The 16,910-nt window shown below is 63.8% G+C and carries 12 protein-coding genes and 1 pseudogene; 5 read left to right on the top strand and 8 right to left on the bottom strand.

The window, feature by feature from the left end; genetic code table 11:
• Positions 1-111 precede the first annotated feature (111 nt).
• The 6 genes from glgB to CN933_RS20150 all read right to left on the bottom strand — a co-directional run bounded on the left by glgB (position 112) and on the right by CN933_RS20150 (position 10,939).
• Positions 112-2,322: a 1,4-alpha-glucan branching protein GlgB gene (gene glgB, locus CN933_RS20175; RefSeq protein ID WP_018096733.1), complete on the bottom strand. Its 2,211-nt coding sequence runs from the start codon at positions 2,320-2,322 to the stop codon at positions 112-114.
• Complete coding sequence (locus CN933_RS20170) at positions 2,319-4,796, bottom strand: glycogen/starch/alpha-glucan phosphorylase (RefSeq protein ID WP_522954416.1); 2,478 nt, start codon at positions 4,794-4,796, stop codon at positions 2,319-2,321. Before CN933_RS20170 ends, glgB begins: the two co-directional genes overlap by 4 nt.
• A gap of 198 nt (positions 4,797-4,994) precedes the next feature.
• Positions 4,995-6,254, bottom strand: a complete 1,260-nt coding sequence (locus CN933_RS20165; protein WP_033047519.1) for a vWA domain-containing protein — start codon at positions 6,252-6,254, stop codon at positions 4,995-4,997.
• Between the two features lie 177 nt (positions 6,255-6,431).
• The gene (locus CN933_RS20160) at positions 6,432-7,319 is read right to left on the bottom strand and encodes a transglutaminase family protein (protein ID WP_018096736.1); all 888 of its coding nucleotides are present in this window, start codon (positions 7,317-7,319) and stop codon (positions 6,432-6,434) included.
• 5 nt (positions 7,320-7,324) lie between these two features.
• The gene (locus tag CN933_RS20155) at positions 7,325-9,733 is read right to left on the bottom strand and encodes a circularly permuted type 2 ATP-grasp protein (RefSeq protein WP_102762215.1); all 2,409 of its coding nucleotides are present in this window, start codon (positions 9,731-9,733) and stop codon (positions 7,325-7,327) included.
• A 171-nt stretch (positions 9,734-9,904) separates the two neighbouring features.
• On the bottom strand, positions 9,905-10,939 hold the full coding sequence (locus CN933_RS20150) for an aldo/keto reductase (protein WP_018096738.1): 1,035 nt from the start codon (positions 10,937-10,939) through the stop codon (positions 9,905-9,907).
• A 105-nt stretch (positions 10,940-11,044) separates the two neighbouring features.
• Between CN933_RS20150 and CN933_RS20145 the strand changes: the two genes are divergently transcribed.
• Positions 11,045-12,001 (top strand): LysR family transcriptional regulator, encoded by a 957-nt coding sequence (locus CN933_RS20145; protein WP_018096739.1) that lies wholly within the window; start codon positions 11,045-11,047, stop codon positions 11,999-12,001.
• A gap of 69 nt (positions 12,002-12,070) precedes the next feature.
• Here the strand turns inward: CN933_RS20145 and CN933_RS20140 are convergent, their stop codons facing one another.
• Positions 12,071-12,832 (bottom strand): VOC family protein, encoded by a 762-nt coding sequence (locus tag CN933_RS20140; RefSeq protein ID WP_102762214.1) that lies wholly within the window; start codon positions 12,830-12,832, stop codon positions 12,071-12,073.
• Between the two features lie 204 nt (positions 12,833-13,036).
• A complete protein-coding gene (locus CN933_RS20135) occupies positions 13,037-13,510 on the bottom strand; it encodes a DUF1579 domain-containing protein (RefSeq protein WP_018096741.1) in 474 nt (157 codons plus the stop codon).
• 150 nt (positions 13,511-13,660) lie between these two features.
• Here CN933_RS20135 and CN933_RS20130 point away from each other — a divergent pair, with 150 nt between their 5' ends.
• The 4 genes and pseudogenes from CN933_RS20130 (at position 13,661) to sorT (ending at position 16,897) form a co-directional block, all read left to right on the top strand.
• On the top strand, positions 13,661-14,107 hold the full coding sequence (locus CN933_RS20130) for a MarR family winged helix-turn-helix transcriptional regulator (protein WP_018096742.1): 447 nt from the start codon (positions 13,661-13,663) through the stop codon (positions 14,105-14,107).
• Positions 14,108-14,256: 149 nt separating this feature from the next.
• Complete coding sequence (locus tag CN933_RS20125; RefSeq protein ID WP_018096743.1) at positions 14,257-14,781, top strand: RNA polymerase sigma factor; 525 nt, start codon at positions 14,257-14,259, stop codon at positions 14,779-14,781.
• Positions 14,778-15,551 (top strand): anti-sigma factor family protein, encoded by a 774-nt coding sequence (locus CN933_RS20120; RefSeq protein ID WP_018096744.1) that lies wholly within the window; start codon positions 14,778-14,780, stop codon positions 15,549-15,551. Before CN933_RS20125 ends, CN933_RS20120 begins: the two co-directional genes overlap by 4 nt.
• Positions 15,552-15,696: 145 nt before the next feature.
• A pseudogene (sorT, locus tag CN933_RS32400) lies at positions 15,697-16,897 on the top strand (SorT family sulfite dehydrogenase catalytic subunit).
• The last annotated feature ends 13 nt before the right edge of the window (positions 16,898-16,910 follow it).

Raw genomic sequence — 16,910 nt, 5'->3', positions numbered from 1 at the left:
ATCCTCCCCAAAATCATTTCGGGGGACTGCTTGGCGCCTCTTCGACGCCTCGCGCCCAAACGATTTCCTCCTGTTCCGCCCGTCGAGCCAGTCCCCGTCGGGCGGGACGCTCTAATCCTGCTCCAGCATCAGCGTCGCCAGAGGCGGCAGCGTGATGGTGGCGATTGTCTCTCCGTTCGCTCTCTTCTCTGCCTGGACGGCGCCGCCGTTGCCCTTGCCACTTCCTCCATAGATTTCCGCGTCGGTGTTGAGCACTTCCTTCCAGCGCCCCGCCACGGGAAGCGGTATGTCGTAATGCTCCCGGTAAACCGGAGTGAAGTTGGTGACGACGGCGACCAGCTTCTCTCCGGGCGCCTTCCTGAGCCAGGCGAAGACGGAATTTTCGCGGTCGTCGGCAATCAGCCATTCGAAGCCGTCGCCCTCGCAGTCGCGCGCATGCAGCGCCGGCTTCGAGCGATAGGTGCCGTTCAGGTCGCGCACCAGACGGCGCATCCCCTCATGCAGATTGTATTCGAGCAGATTCCAGTCGAGGCCGCGGTCCTCGGACCACTCGCGCCATTGGGCGAATTCCTGTCCCATGAAAAGGAGCTTCTTACCGGGATAACCCCACATGAAGCCGTAATAGGCCCGGAGATTTGCGAATTTCTGCCAGTCGTCGCCGGCCATCTTGGCGATCAGCGACCCCTTGCCGTGGACGACCTCGTCATGGGACAGCGGCAGCACGAAATTCTCGCTGAAGGCGTAGAGCAGCCCGAAGGTCATGTCGTTGTGGTGGAACTTCCGGTGCACGGGCTCGCGCGAGAGATATTGCAGCGTGTCGTGCATGAAACCCATGTTCCACTTGAAGCCGAAGCCGAGCCCGCCCGCATGCACCGGGTGCGAGACCTTCGGCCAGGACGTCGATTCTTCGGCGATGGTCAGTACGCCCTGGTGAATGCCGTAGATGCGGGTGTTCAACGTCTGCAGGAAACGCACGGCCTCGAGATTTTCGTTGCCGCCATATTCGTTCGGCACCCATTCGTCATGCTTGCGCGAATAGTCGAGATAGAGCATCGAGGCGACCGCATCGACGCGCAGGCCGTCGACATGGAACTTTTCCGCCCAGTAAAGAGCGTTGTTGACCAGAAAGGCGACGACCTCCTGACGGCCGAAATTGTAGATTGCCGTGTTCCAGTCGGGATGGAAACCCTGGCGCGGATCCGCATGCTCGTAAAGCGCGGTGCCGTCGAACCAGCGAAGCCCGTGTTCGTCGGTCGGAAAATGCGCCGGCACCCAGTCGAGGATGACACCGATCCCCACCTTATGGCAGCCGTTGACGAAACGGGCAAAGCCCTCCGGCTCGCCGAAGCGTGCGGTCGGCGCATAGAGACCCGTGGTCTGATAGCCCCAGGACGGATCATAGGGATATTCCGAAATGGGCAGGAACTCGATGTGCGTGAAGCCCATATCGACGCAATAGGGGATCAGCCTTTCCGCCAGTTCGTCCCAGGTGAGCATGTCGCCATTGTCGCGGCGCTGCCATGAGGCGGCATGGACCTCGTAGATCGAGATCGGCTGGCGGCGCGGATCGATCTCGGCCCAGTGACGACGATGCGCCTCGTCCTCCCAGTCCTGGGCGATCTCGCCTGCGGTCATCGAAGCCGTGTCGGGCCTGAGCTCCGAGCGTCGGGCAAAGGGGTCGGCCTTCAACGGCAGCAGCGTGCCATTGCTGTCGACGATTTCGTATTTATAGGGCGTCCCCACGGGCACGCCGGGAATGAAGATCTCCCAGATGCCCGTGTCGGCGCGCAGGCGCATGACGTGCCGTCGTCCGTCCCAGTCGTTGAAACTGCCGACCACCGACACGCGGCGGGCGTTCGGCGCCCAGACGGCGAAGTGAAAGCCCTCGGCGCCGTCGTGGCTGATCGGGTGCGCGCCCATCTTGTCGAAGAGGCGAAGATGCGAGCCCTCGCGGATATAGTAGTCGTCCATCGGCCCGAGCACGGGGCCGAAGCTGTAGGGATCGATGACGGTCCACTCGCCGCCGTCGTTGCGGGCGCGGTAGCGGATGGGCTGCTCCTTGCGCAGCGCCACCGGACCCTCGAAGAAACCGGCCTCGTCGCGCCGCTCGAGCGTGCCGAGTTCCTTGCCGCTGAGCGTTTCCGCGACCACCGTGTCCGCGCCCGGCACGAAGCACCGGGCGATATAGGTCTTGCCGGCGGCATGAACGCCAAGGACGGCGAAGGGGTTGCTGTGGGTACCGGAAAGTATTGCCGCGATTTCCGGCGCTGGCAGCATGCCTGACGGGGCGGGGGCTGGGTCCTTGCCGGGCGGAACCGTCATCCGGCTCTCCAGATCTCTCCGGCATATTGCCGGATCGTGCGATCGGACGAGAACCAGCCCATGCGGGCGGTGTTGCGGACCGCCTTCGAATACCAGGCGGACGGGGTGGTCCAGAGCTGGTCGATCTCGCGCTGGGCCTTGGCATAGGCCTCGAAATCGGCTGCAACCATGAACCAGTCGTGGTTGTAGAGCCCGTCCACGAGGCCGGAGAAGCGATTGCGGTCGTCGGGCGAGAAGACGCCGGAAGCGATCGCATCGAGCGCCTGCGAGAGTTCGCGCGAATTTTCGATGACGGCGCGCGGATTGTGTCCTTCCGCTCGCGCCTTGCCCACCTCCTCGGCGGTCATGCCGAAGATCTTGATGTTTTCCTCACCGATCCAGTCGCGCATTTCGACATTGGCGCCATCGAGCGTGCCGATGGTCAGCGCTCCGTTGAGCGCGAACTTCATGTTGCCGGTGCCCGAGGCTTCCATGCCCGCCGTCGAGATCTGCTCGGAGAGATCGGCCGCCGGCACCATCACTTCCGCAAGCGACACATTGTAGTTGGGGACGAAGACGACCTTCAAGAGCCCGCGGACGGCCGGATCGTTGTTGATGACGCGGGCGATGTCATTGGCAAGTTTGATGATCAGCTTGGCGTTATGATAGCTCGGTGCCGCCTTGCCGGCGAAGAGCTTGACGCGCGGCACCCAGTCGAGCTCCGGATGGGAGCGGATCTGGTCGTAAAGCGCCACCGCTTCGATGAGGTTCAGCAGCTGCCGCTTGTATTCGTGGATTCGCTTGATCTGGATGTCGAACATCGCCGAGGGATCGATCCGGATGCCGAGATTCGCCTGGACCAGCTTTGCCAGCCGCACCTTGTTGGCGCGCTTGACGGCTGCGAAGTGCTCCTGGAAATCCGCCTTGTCGGCAAAGGCGTCGAGGGCCTGAAGCGCCTCGGTATTGTCCATGAACTCGTCGCCGATCGCCTCCCGGATCAGGCCGAAAAGACCCGGATTGCACTGCATCAGCCACCGGCGCGGCGTGATGCCGTTGGTCTTGTTGTTGATGCGGTCCGGATAGAGCCCGTGAAGGTCGGCGAAGACCGTTTCCTTCATCAGTTCGGTGTGGAGAGCCGATACGCCGTTGATCGAGTGCGAGCCGACGAAGGCGAGATTGCCCATGCGCACCCGCCGGTCGCCCGTTTCGTCGATCAGCGAGATGTTGCGGATCGCCTCGTCCGTCGCGTGCCTCTCCCGGCGTGCCTCGATCAGGATCTTGGCGTTGATGGCGTAGACGATCTGCATGTGGCGCGGCAGCAACCGCTCGAAGAGCGGAACGGGCCAGCTCTCGAGCGCCTCGGGCAGCAGCGTGTGGTTCGTATAGGAGAAGGTCCGCCGAGAGATGTCCCAGGCCTGTTCGAAATCGAGCCCGTGGACATCGGTCAAGAGACGCACCAGCTCGGCGACGGAGACCGCCGGATGCGTATCGTTGAGCTGGATGGCGACGGCGTCCGGCAGCGACGTGAAGTCCGGATATTGCTGCAGATGACGGCGCAGGATGTCCTGGAGCGAGGCGGAGGAGAAGAAATATTCCTGCCGGAGCCTGAGTTCCTGGCCGGCCGGAGTGGCGTCGGCCGGATAGAGCACGCGCGTCAGGCTTTCCGCCTTGTTGCTTTCGCGCAGCGCCCCGATATGGTCGCCGGCATTGAAGGCGTCGAGCAGGATGGGGTCGATCGGCTGCGCGGCCCAGAGGCGAAGCGTGTTGACGCGCGTTGCCCGCCATCCCACGGCCGGCGTGTCGAAGGCGGTGGCGATAACGCGCTCGGCCGGCTTCCACACGTAGCGCTGCACTTCCTCGTCGATGTTGACCGTTTCGACGCTGCCGCCGAAGCCGATCTCGTAGGAGCTTTCGCGGCGCTCGAATTCCCAGGGGTTGCCGTGAGCGAGCCAGGTCTCCGGCAGTTCGACCTGCCAGCCGTCGGCCATCTGCTGACGGAAAAGGCCGTGCATGTAGCGTATGCCATAGCCGTATGCAGGCACGTCGACGGTCGCCATGGATTCCATGAAGCAGGCGGCGAGGCGGCCGAGACCGCCATTGCCGAGCGCCGCATCCGGCTCCAGAGCCGCAACCACGTCGATGTCGACGCCGAGCGAGGCGAGCGCATCGCGCATCTCGTCCATGAGGCCGAGATTCGTCATCGCGTCGCGCATCATACGGCCGATGAGGAATTCGAGCGACATGTAGTAGACGCGCTTGGCGCCGGTCGAATAGGTCTTGCGGGTGGAGTCCATCCATTTGTCGGTGATGCGGTCACGCGCCACGAGGTTGGCGGCCGTCAGCCAGTCGTGCGGCTTGGCGACTTTCGGGTCCTTGCCGATGCGGTATTTCAGACGCTCGAGGATCTCGACTGCAAGCTGGCTGGGTTCCGAGGATCTGAGGGCGGGTTGCGGCAGTTCGGTGGTTGAGAGCCGAGTCATCATGAGAACTGTCATACCCTTATTGCATTTCGGAAAGCCCCAGGTCGGAACCGACCAGGTTCAAGGGCAATTTATGCATCGATCCGAAGCGCTTGCAACAGGTGTTTTTAAAAGGATTAAAACAGCAGATGCTTGTCAGCCCCCGCTTCCGGCAGCAGTTGAACATCAAGGCCGCCCGGCAGGACCGGGCGGCACTTCAGCCGGACTCCCGGGTCATTTCGTCAGGCGGGAAGCCAGTGCAGAGGCGCGTTCGCCGATCGCCTTGAAGGCGGCGACCAGATCGGACGCTTCGTCCGCTTCGAAATAATGCGAGGAGGACGAGGCGCAGTATTTCAGCAACTTCTGGCCGCGGTCCGGCGCCATGAAAGCTACGCTGTAGATCTGAACCTTGCTCGCCTTGGCCGTGTCGCACCATTGTTTCGTGACGGTATCGTCATTGGCGTAGTTGTTTTCGCCGTCGGTCATGAAGACGATGTACTTCGTCGGCACCTGTCCGTTCCTGGCGCCGTGCGCGCTGTCTTCGGTCAGGGCTGTCACCTTCTGGTAGGCGGTCTTGAAGGCGCTGCCGGAGGCAGTTCCGCCCGTTGCCACGAGGGCGTTGACATAGTCGGCTGCACCCTTCGTGCCCCAGGAGAGACCGCTCGCCGTGTCCTGAGCGGAGTTGTAGGAAACCGCGCCGGTACGGACATAGATCGATTCCGGGTCCGCCGTCACAAGCTGGCGAAGGAGGTCGGCGACGGCTGCCTTCAAGGCGTCGACCTTGGTGACGTAACAGGGGCTGGTCGCCTTCAGGTCAGGATACTTGCTCCAGTTCGCTTCCGTGTAGTTTTGGCATTTCGCCTTTGCCGTGTTGACCGTGTTGGTCTTCCACGCCATCGAACCGGAGCGGTCGAGCACCAGATACATGGACAGGGCGTTCTTGCTCTCCGTTGCGCTCTGGGCGGTCGACTGCGTTTCGATCTCGACCGACTCCTGTCCGAGCAAGCGTGTCATCGCATTGAGCTGGAGGCGGTGTTTGTTGGCGACCGTGACCTGGAACGACATCCCCTTCGCGCCGTTCGCCGTCGCGGCGATATTGATCTCCGTCGTGTTGATGTCGTCCCATTGTGGTGCTGCGGCCGCCGGTCCCTCGCTCTCCGAAGCCTGGCGGGTGCCAACCTGCCGTTCCTTGCCCGGCATGTCCGTCGCGGAGGCCACTGCCGTCTGGGTCTTCAGGAACTTGCGTGCGATCGCCTTCGCTTCTTCGATGTCCGGTCTCGCATCGGATACGAGCGCGGAAGCCGCCGCGAGCGCTGCCGCGTCGGTTGCGTCCTGAAGCTGGTTCTTTGTCATCAGCATGTTGGCGACATCGACGGACACTCCGCCGACGGCCAGGAGCAGCGGCGCGAGCAGCGCCGTCATCATTCCGAAATTGCCGCCCCGATCGCGCAGCATCGCCAAGAAGGACCGGCTTATGATTGAACGTCTTCGCATCTGTGAACACCCCAGCAAATACATTGCAAGCCCAGGGCGACAATTAGCGGCGATACCTTGCTCTCAAGTTCAGGAAATCAGTTGAATTTTAGCGAAGTTCCTGAAAAACCCATGGCTTCTAATGGAAATTTCGCCCGGTGCGGCCGTGCCGAAGCAGGACATATGTGCCGTTTCGGGTCAGCCGACGGGTACGACGTCGACGGCCTGCTCCGTCGTGTGACGGCCGTAGCCCTTCAGCACCCCGATCACGGGGGCGACATCGCCGTAGTCGCGGCCATGGCCGACGACGATGTGGTCGATGCCCGCCGGAATATTGTTGGTAGGATCAAGCTCCATCCAGCCGCCCGTGGTGCCGCACCAGAAGCGGACCCAGGCATGCATTGCGTCGGCTCCTTCCAGCCGGTCCTGGCCCGGCGGCGGCAGGGTTCTCAGGAACCCGCTGACATAGCCGGCGGGGATCCCGAGGCTGCGCAGCGCCACGATCATCACATGGGCGAAGTCCTGGCAGACGCCGCGCTTCAGCTCGAAGGCCTCGCCGGGGGTGGTGTTCACGGTGGTCGCTTCGGGGTCATAGGCGAAGTCGCGGTGGATGCGATCGCAGACGGCGGCTCCGATCTGCTCGACCGTCATAGCGTTGCCGGCGATCGCGCGGGCATAGGCGGCGATCTCCGGCACGGCGGGAAGGAGGGGGCTCGGACCCAGGAAATGATGCGGGGATTCGGCGTCGACCGACCAGCAGGCGGCAAGCTCGGACGCAAGACCGCCGAGCGGAGGCGAGAGGTCGGCCGTGAGCGCCGGCGCCTCGGCCTGGACACGCGCCTGCATCCGCATGACGAGATGGTCATGCACGGAGCGGAACAGGATCGACGTCGTGTGATTGGCGAAGAAATCCTTGCCTTCCCGGCGTTCGAAGGGCACCGGCTGGCAAGTCACGGATCCGGCGACAAGACGTTGCCGCCCGGGAATGGATACCGGCAAAACACGTAAGAGATGTCTTCCGCCGCTTACCGGAGCTTCGTAACCGTAGGTGATCTTCAGGCTGATGTCGTAGAGCACGGCAGCCATCTCCTTCAGCCGAGATAGGTCTGCGCCAGCAGTTCGGACAGCCGTTCGAGATCCTGCATCAGGCGCCTGTAGACGGCCATATCCATCTGCTCCGGCGTCATGATCGCAAGCCCGGAATGAAGCCGCATCGTCTCGCGATAGAACGGTGACATCTGCCCGTTGACGAAGGCATTCGGCAGGAGCTCGACCTCTTTCTTGATCTCGTTGAGCTGATAAAGCACCGAGCGCGGATTGAGCGGATCGAGCGCCAGAAGGTCGGTGACCGTCGGTGCCGCCGTGTTGACGTTGTAGCGCCGGCGGTGCGTCATGACGCTGTCGCCGATCTCCAGCAGCATGTCATAGGCGCCGTCGGGAGCCTCTGGGCCGGACATGTGGCCGAGCAGTCCCGTCATATGCAGTCCGCGTTCGAGATAGCGTCCGATCGACAGGAACCGCCATCCCGTGAAGCGATACATGTTTTCGTGCACCAGGCCCGCGAAGCCGGCGAGTTTTCGCAGAAGGACCGTCATCGCGTGCGTGGCGTCGTCGCCCGCCTGAACGGTCGCGTGGAACTTCCGCGCCGTTCTGGAGAGGTCGTTGAGCGCGAGCCACCCGTCCGGCGAGAAGCGGTCGCGGATGTTCCCGGCGCTGAAAAGGGCGCTGTCGATACTGGAAAGCAGGCTGTCCGGTACCGGCTCTCCGGTGTTGATTCCAAGTACGGCGAGGTAGTCGCTCACGTCCTTCAGGAGCGGCATGTTCGCATCGGCGGATTCGGCGAAACGCCCGTGCCAGGCGCGCAGAACCCGAAGGGCGCCTTCCGCCCTTTCTATATAGCGGCCGAGCCAGAAGAGGTTGTCCGCAGCCCGGCTGGGCAGGCTGCCGGGCAGGTTTCGGGTGAAGCTCTCCTCCGCCGGAAGCAAGGTCGTGCGGTCGACGGGCTTGCCGCTCACGATCCAGACGTCGGCGGCAGTGCCGCCGGCCTGCATCGCTATTGCCGCCACGTCATCGCCGGAGCCGATGCGAGCGAAGCCGCCCGGCATGATCTGCCAGCCGTCGCGCGTGCGCGCGGCAAACACCCGGAGGCTCATCGGTCGAGGTGTGAGCCGGCCAAGCACCCAGGCCGGCGTCGTCGACAGCGTAACGGCCTCCTGGCCCACCAGCTTGCCGCCGTCCGCGGCGAGCCATTCGCCGACGGAGGTCCCGGCGCTTTCGCGAAAGGAGGCGCCGAGTACCGACTGGCCTTCGTCGTCGAAGAAGGGCCGCGTCGAATAGGCCGGGCCAATGACCATGCGCTCGATATTGCCGGCGACATGCCGCCGTTCGGCTTCCTGTCCGCACCACCAGGTGGCGATCGACGGCAGCTTCTGCTCCTCGCCGAGCAGATGACGGCAGATCGCCGGCATGAAAGCCAGGAAGGCACGCGTTTCCAGGATACCGGATCCGAGTGCATTGACGATCGAGACGGAGCCGGCCCTCAGCGCCTCGACGATACCCGGGGTGCCGATATGGGAGGATTGGTTGAGCTCCAGCGGATCGGCAAACGATGCGTCGAGGCGGCGCCAGAGCACACCTACGGGTTTCAGGCCTGCCACCGTGCGCACCATGACCCGTCCTCCGACAACCGTCAGATCCTCGCCCTCGAGCAGCATGAAACCGAGATAGCGGGCAATGTAGGCATGCTCGAAATAGGTCTCGTTGGCGAAGCCCGGCGAGAGCACGGCAATGCGGTCGTCCGCATGCTGCTTGTGCCCCTGCAGCGTGTCGCGGAAGGCCCCGAAGAATCCAGCCAGGCGATGGACATGGCTTTCTGCATAGAGGTCGGAAAAGGCGCGCGTCGTCGCCACCCGGTTCTCGAGCGCAAAGCCGGCGCCGGAGGGTGCCTCGGTCCGGTCGGAAAGCACCCACCAGTTTCCGTCGGGGCCGCGTCCGATCTCGAAGGAGCAGAAGTGCAGAAAATGTCCGTTCGCCGGTTCGAGACCGACCATCGGGCGCAGGAACTCCGGATTGGAAGCGATGAGCGCGGGAGGCAGCAGGCCGGCCCTGACCAGCCGGTTCTCGCCATAGACGTCGGCAAGCACCCGCTCGAGCAGTTCGGCACGCTGGACGAGGCCGGCGGAAACGGTGGCCCATTCCGCCTCGTCGATTAATACGGGAATGTGCGAAAGCGGCCAGCCGCGTTCGGAATTCTCCTTGCCGTAGGCGCGATAGAAGACTCCGGCATCGCGCAGGTACCGGTCCGCGCGGGCGAAGCGGTTGGCAAGATCCGTCTCGTCCATGCGGCCGAGCGTCGCGAGCAGTCGCTGCCATACCGGCCGGACGTTGCCGCCCGCGTCGAGCATTTCGTCGGCGACGCCGGGCAAGGCGCGATAGCCAAAGGCCGGGCCGCCCTCGATTCGGCTCATCTGTTCCGGCCCTGCCGCCTGCCTCTTCGTCATTCCAACTCCAGCCGGACGCCCCGCTCGCGCAACATCATCGGCTGAACCGCCGATTCCGATTCGACCATGTATCACAAATATGGAATGTTTCGCTGGCGAAGCTTTCGGCAGATGGCCGGCAGGCCCGTTTGGAGCTGCCGGCTTCGCCGCTTGCGTGCATGTCCCGTTTCTTCAGACGACCGGCGGGTTGATCCGCGCGAAGCCCTCCTGCCGGTAATAGGGGAAGTAAGGGTAGGGGGCGGTCGTCACACTCGCCGCGTCGAGCCGGGCAACCGCCTCGGCGGTGAGCGACCAGCCGACGGCGCCGAGGTTCTGTCTGAGCTGCTCTTCATTGCGCGCGCCGATAATGACACTCGAAACGGTCGGGCGCTGGAGAAGCCAATTGATGGCGATTTGCGGAACGGTCTTGCCGGTTTCCTGCGCGATGGCATGGAGAACCTCAACGACGTCGTAGAGCTTTTCCTCGTCGACCGGCGGCCCGAAGGAGGCGGTGTCGTGCAGGCGGCTGCCCTCGGGCCAGGGCTCGCCGCGGCGGATCTTGCCGGTGAGCCGCCCCCAGCCGAGCGGGCTCCAGACGAGTGCGCCGACGCCCTGATCGAGACCGAGCGGCATCAGTTCCCATTCGTAATCGCGGCCGACCAGCGAATAATAGACCTGGTTGGCGACGTAGCGCGGATATCCGTGGCGGTCGGCGGCGGCGAGGGATTTCATCAGCTGCCAGCCGGAAAAATTGGAAACGCCGACATAGCGCAGCTTGCCCGAGCGCACGAGCGTGTCGAGGGTCGACAGCACCTCTTCGACGGGCGTTCCGGCATCGAAGGCGTGCAGTTGCAACAGGTCGATATAGTCGGTTCCGAGCCGTTTCAGCGCCTTTTCCACACCGCTGATCAGGCGCGAGCGCGACGAGCCTGCGGCGTTCGGTCCTTCGCCGACAGGAAGCGACAGCTTCGTCGACAGAATGACGTCGTCGCGCCGGCCCTTGATCGCGGCGCCAAGAACCTCTTCCGAAGCGCCGTCGGAATAGACGTCTGCCGTGTCGAAAAGATTGACGCCCGCCTCCAGGCAAATGTCGACGAGGCGGCGCGCCTCGGACGCATCCGTACTGCCCCAGGCGCCGAAGAGCGGCCCTTTGCCGCCGAAGGTGCCCGCTCCGAAGCTGAGGACCGGTACTTTCAGTCCCGAGGAACCAAGCCGTCGATATTCCATAGCTGCAACTCCACTCTTGCTCATGAATCAGTCACATGAAGATGGAGCTGTAATCGCTTTGGATATAGACTGTCGCCGGGAATATTATCTGTGAGCTGAATTCATATGTCGAGACCCTCGGTCAATCGCTCGGGCGAAATGGAAATCTTTGCGAAGGCGGTGGAGCTTGGCGGATTTTCGGCTGCTGCCCGCCATTACCGGATGACGCCTTCGGCCGTCAGCAAGCTCGTGCTGCGCCTCGAGGAGCGGCTTGGCGTGAGGCTGGTGAACCGCTCGACGCGAAAGCTGCAGCTGACGCCGGAGGGACATGCATTCTACGAGCGCACGGTGCGCATCCTCGCCGATATCGACGAGGCGGAGCGATCTGCATCGGCCGGCGAGAGCCCTGTCGGCCGGGTCCGGCTGAACGTCAACGCCTCGTTCGGCACCCACGTCCTGATGCCGCTGGTGCCCGAGTTCCGGGCGCATTTTCCTGCCGTCAGCCTCGACATCGTCATGACCGACGCCGTCGTGGACCTGATGGAGGCGCGCGCGGACGTGGCTGTCCGCGCGGGGCCGCTGAAGAGCTCGACGCTGATTGCGCGCAAGCTCGGGGCGACGCGGATGGTGATCGTGGCGGCACCGTCCTACATAGAACGGTACGGAATGCCCTCGTCGCTCGAGGAGCTCAAGGAGCATGAGCGGCTCGGCTTCTGCTACGCGCGCGCCGTCGACGGCTGGCCGTTGAGGAGAGGCGGGGAAACGGTGGTGCTGCCGGCCTCGGGGGCGGTACAGGTGAGCGATGGCGAGGGGTTGCGCCAATTGGCGCTTGCCGGGGCCGGGCTGGCACGGCTTGCGGAGTTCACCGTAAGGGAAGACGTCAGCGCCCGGCGGCTTCTGCCGGTTCTGGAAGACCTTAATCCGGGCGATCTCGAGGAGGTTCACGCGGTCTATCTCGGCCAGGGCGGCGCTCTGCCCGCGCGCGTCCGCGCCGTCCTCGATTTCCTCGCCCGCCATGCCCGCGTCACGCCGGGGCAGGACGCGGGCAGGCGCCGGACTTCGCCGGTAACGGCACCGGCATGAGATGATCGCCGGAGCAGGACAGCGGCGAAGATGTTTGGCGCCTTCCCGCATTTCGAGAGGCGCCAACCTTCAGCGTTTCGGCGCGACCAGCGCGAAGAGCGCCCCTTGAGGGTCGGTGAACTGCGCGATCCACGCTCCGCCGGGCACTTCCATCGGACCCATCAACAGCTTCGCGCCGCCGGATTGCGCCCGGTCGATTGCCGCGTCGATCGCCTCGACATTGAAGTAGTAGAGCCAGAAGGGATTGGGAACCTCTCTCGGTCTGGTCATCATCCCGCCGATCGGTTGACCATTATGGGCGAAGATCTGGTAGACGCCCATCTCGCCCATATCCATCGCCTGGTCCTTGGTCCAGCCGAACAGCTTGGCATAGAAGCTGAAGGCCGTATCGACGTCGCCGGCCATCAGTTCGTGCCAGCCGACGTTGCCGGCAGCCATTTGCTCCATGGCCGGTGGCGGATCGCCGTCGCCCCTGAAGAGGGCGAAGGCGGCGCCGTGCGGGTCGGTCACGATCGCGAAGCGGCCGATATTCGGAATGTCCTCCGGCGCTCGATGGACCGTTCCGCCTTCGGCGGCGAGTTTGGCGGCGGTCTTGTCGACATCGTCGACCGCGATATAGCCGAGCCATGCCGGCGGTATCTGCATGTCGAGCGCACCTTCCGGCATCGTCATGAGACCCGCTACCCGGTGGTCTCCGGCGGAAAAGAGCGTGTAGTTCATGCCGGGCACTCCCGCGTCGCGCGCGCTCCAGCCAACGATGTCCCTGTAGAAGGCTTCCGCCGCCTTCACGTCCGTCGTCATCAGTTCGTACCAGACGAATTTCCCATGCATTGTCGGTCCTCCGGTTGTTCTGGATGTGTCGTTGCGGGCGGCGACGGACGGTCGCGTGGGGGAACGCGAACGCAATCGAAGGCTAGTTCCGGTCCGTCCGCACGCGCCTCATGTCGTTGTCGACCTGAAATCGTGAACGTGATCGCCTGTAAGTCGGCGCGGAATGCGGGCGGAAAACCGCGCGCACTTTTCCTCGATTCCTCTCTAGCGGCGGCGGTATTCCGCGCGCATCATTTCTTTCCAGTCGCCGCTTTCGGTCTGGACGCGGGCCGTAAGGGTCCGGCGGTTCGCGTCGATGAGCGTTATTCTATCCTGATATCGTGCGGTCTTGCCGGGATTTTCGAAGTCGGGGCCTTCACAATTGAGGGTAAGCGTCTTCCCGTCGTCCTCGATCACGCCGTCATAGACCCACATATGCGTCATCATGGATCCTATCCAGGTGCCGAGATAACGCTTGGTGTCGGGATTGTAGCCGAGCGTCATCAAAGTCTGGCCGGGGCTTCCCCCGGGCATGATGCCCTGTCCCTCGCACACGACCCAGAGACCGTGCATCGAGCGGACGTTTTCGATCCAGGGCTGGCTGTCCTCGCCGCTTCCCGTCGAATCCTCCGACGTGACGGTCCACTCGCCGAGCAGCTGTTCCAGCCATCGGTGTTCTTCCTGCGGCTCTATTTTCACGATTCCCTCCCATGGTCGTGCACAGCCGTCCCCTTCGCCGGGCGCGGCGCTGAAACGTCGCTCATCGGCCGAAGGATCCTTCCGTGCTTCCTTTGCGCTCGCCTCACGCCGGCGCTTGACTAATTATGTTGATATCAACATTACTATTTTATGTCAAAGCCGCTGCCGATACCTTTTTCCACCACGCTCTTCGTCAGGGACACCTGCCTGTGCCTGCATGTCCAGCGCGCCGCTCGGGCGCTCGCCCGCCGTTTCGACGAGGCGCTGAGGCCGCTCGAGATTACCAATGGTCAGTTCTCGCTGATGATGTCGCTCAACCGGCCGGACCCGCCGAGCATGAGCGCGGTTGCCGCCGTGCTCGCCATGGACCGCACGACCTTGACGGCGGCGCTGAAGCCGCTGGAGCGACGAGGCCTTGTAGAGGCGTTCGCCGACCCTGGCGACAGGCGTCTGAAACGCGTGCGGCTGACGGCGGAGGGCGGCCGGCTGCTCGCCGAAGCCCTGCCGATCTGGAAGGCAACCCATGAAGCGCTCGACGAAGGTCTGGGGGAGGGCGGCGCGCAACGTCTGCGGGCAGATCTTCTCGCACTGACCTGATGGGGCCGGCAAGCGCGCCGAGAAATCGCGAGCGGAGGGAGCGCATCATGGAATAAGCGGGGCAACTCGCTCGTCTCTACGCCGCGGAGGAAAAATGGGACGAACCGGAAGCATCGAGGCGGGAGCGCGAGCAGCCCTGATCGGGTATCATGCGCTCGCGCGTTGAACGGAGACTGGAACCGCATTATGCGCGGCTTTTCGCTTATGCCGTCGCGCTTTCGCGCGATCGCGACGGAGCACAGGATATCTTCCAGGAGTGCATCGCCCGCGCCTTGGATGCGCGAAGCGTGCCCGAAACGGAGCCGGCATTTCGCGCATGGCTCTTCGCCATCCTTCGGAACATCTGGATCGACCAGTCGCGCTTGCGCCGCCGGCGCTCCGACCTGGAACAGGAGTTCGTCACGGACCTTGTGCCCGCGCCGGTCGCCCCTGAAACCGTGCTGGTCGATGCATTTTCGGTCCGCCAGGCGTTTACCCGCCTCAGCACCGAGCATCGCGAAATCCTCGCGTTGGTAGACATATCCGGTTTCAGCTACGAGGAGGTGGCAACGATGATCGCCGTGCCCAAGGGTACCGTCATGAGCCGGGTCAGCCGCGCAAGGCGGGCGCTGGCGTCACACCTCGGCGATGCCAATGTCGTCGCACTCGCGCCGCATCGAGAAGGCCGGAAATGAGAGAAAACGACCTGGATCCCGATATTTTGAGCGCCTATATCGACGGCGAACTCGAGCCGGAGGAGGCGTCGCGGGTCGCACGTCTGATTGCATCCGATGAAGCCGTGGCGCGGCGCGCGGCCAATCTGTCCGAGATGAAGGCGGCAGTTGCGGGAATGGCTCCCGAGATCGTGGTGGTGACGGTGCCGCGTCCGCGGCCGGCCAGCAGATGGATGCTGTCGTTTGCCGCGGGTGCGTGTGCCAGTCTGCTGGTCTTTGCGGTGGCCTGGTTCGGCCTGGCAAGGGCACCGGTGTGGGTGCCGGCGGGGCTGCCCGGGGACGCGGCGGTTCGCGATGCCGCGCTGGAGCATGCGGCCTGGATCGGAGGCTCTTTCACGCCGCCCATGCTCCCGGCCTCCTCACCGCCCGATGTTTTCGTGCCGGAAATGTTCGCGGCCGGACTGACGCCGGCCTTTACGCGCGAAACTTCCGTGAATGGGGAGGCCGCATCGCATACGGGCTATGTCGGCAGCTCCGGTTGTCGGCTGAGCCTCTTCCGGATCGGTCGCCCGGACGCGGAGCACGGTTTCGACATGTCGATCGATAACGGCCTGCTTCATGCCTCCTGGTCGGGTGACGCCGCAAGCTTCCTGCTTGTCGCCCGGGGAATGGACGAAGCCCGTTTCGCCCTTCTCGCCGGCGCTCTGAAACTGGCGAGCGAAGGGGATGGCCGGGGAAAGCAGAAAATAATCGCAAGCCTCGGCGCGACGCGTGCGCCGTGCATCGGCTGACGCTGCGCCCGATCGGACGCGCGACGCTGCCAGTTCAGAAAAATGATCAGCCGGAGGGAATTTTCCGGTGCGTCGTTCGTCTCTTCCAGTCATTTCGGGGACGATCGGATCGGCATGCTGCCATCCGGGAAAAGGGAGACGCGACTTGACTGAGATGCTGACCATGAAGCGGCGGAGTTTTCTGACCGGGAGCGCCGGAGCTGTCGTTGCTGCCGGAACCGCTGGGCTTGCAGAGGCCAAGGAGACGACGCCTCTGCCCGACTATCTTGCCTGGAAGGACGCCGATGCGCTGATCGTCCATAGCGACAAGACACTGGAGACCAAGCGGAGCGAGTTCGGCACCAGCGTCATCACGCCCGAGGAGAAGCTCTACATCCGCAACAACGTCAACACGCCTCCGGAATCGATTCTTGCCGATCGCGACGGATGGAAGGTGGAGATATCAGGCGTAAAGGAGCCGCGGACGCTCACGGTCGCCGAACTGAAGACGCTGGGCCTGGTGACGGCGGCGACTGTTCTGCAATGTTCAGGCAATGGGCGCAAATATTTCAAGGATCAACTGACGGAAGGTCAGAAAATGAGCGGCACGCCCTGGACGGTGGGTGCTGCGGGCTGCGTCATCTGGAGCGGCGTCCCTCTGAAGGCCGTTGTCGAGGCCCTCGGCGGCCCGGCGGAAGGCGCCCGCTTCATCACGGGGACGGGCGGTGAGGAGCTTTCCGGCAGGGCTCGACCCCAAGCTTCTGGTGGTCGAGCGCTCCGTCCCGATCTCGAACCTCGATAATGTGATCCTGGCATGGGAAATGAACGGGAGGCCTCTTTCCCTCGCCCATGGGGGCCCGCTGCGCATGGTCGTCCCCGGCTATTCCGGCGTCAACAACATCAAATATGTCAAGGCTGTCGCCCTGACCGAGGCCGAGACGGACGCGAAGATCCAGAAGTCCAGCTATCGGGTGCACGCACTCGGAGAGAAAGGCTCTCCCGACCAGCCGTCGGTCTGGGAGCAGCCGGTGAAGTCCTGGATCACCACCGCGCAGGAGGCCGCAAAAGCGGGCCCGGTTCAGATTGCCGGCGTCGCCTTCGGCGGAATGAATGCCTGCAAGAGCGTGGAAGTCTCTGTGGACGGCGGCCAGACGTGGCAGGAAGCCGAGTTCGTCGGACCCGACCTTGGACGTTTCGCCTGGCGCGTCTTCGTCCTCTCGGCCGACCTGGCGCCCGGGACCTACACGCTCGTCAGCCGTGCGACGGACACCGAGGGCAACGTACAGCCCGAGGAAAGCGAAATGAATGGAGCCGGCTACAGCCATAACGGCTGGCGTGCGCCGGGCGTCAAGCTCACTGTCTCCTGATGAAACGAAGGGT

The sequence above is a fragment of the Sinorhizobium sp. M4_45 genome, from assembly GCF_002885915.1.
Classification (GTDB): Bacteria; Pseudomonadota; Alphaproteobacteria; order Rhizobiales; family Rhizobiaceae; genus Sinorhizobium; species Sinorhizobium meliloti_A.
This window is presented reverse-complemented; position numbering and strand designations above follow the sequence as displayed.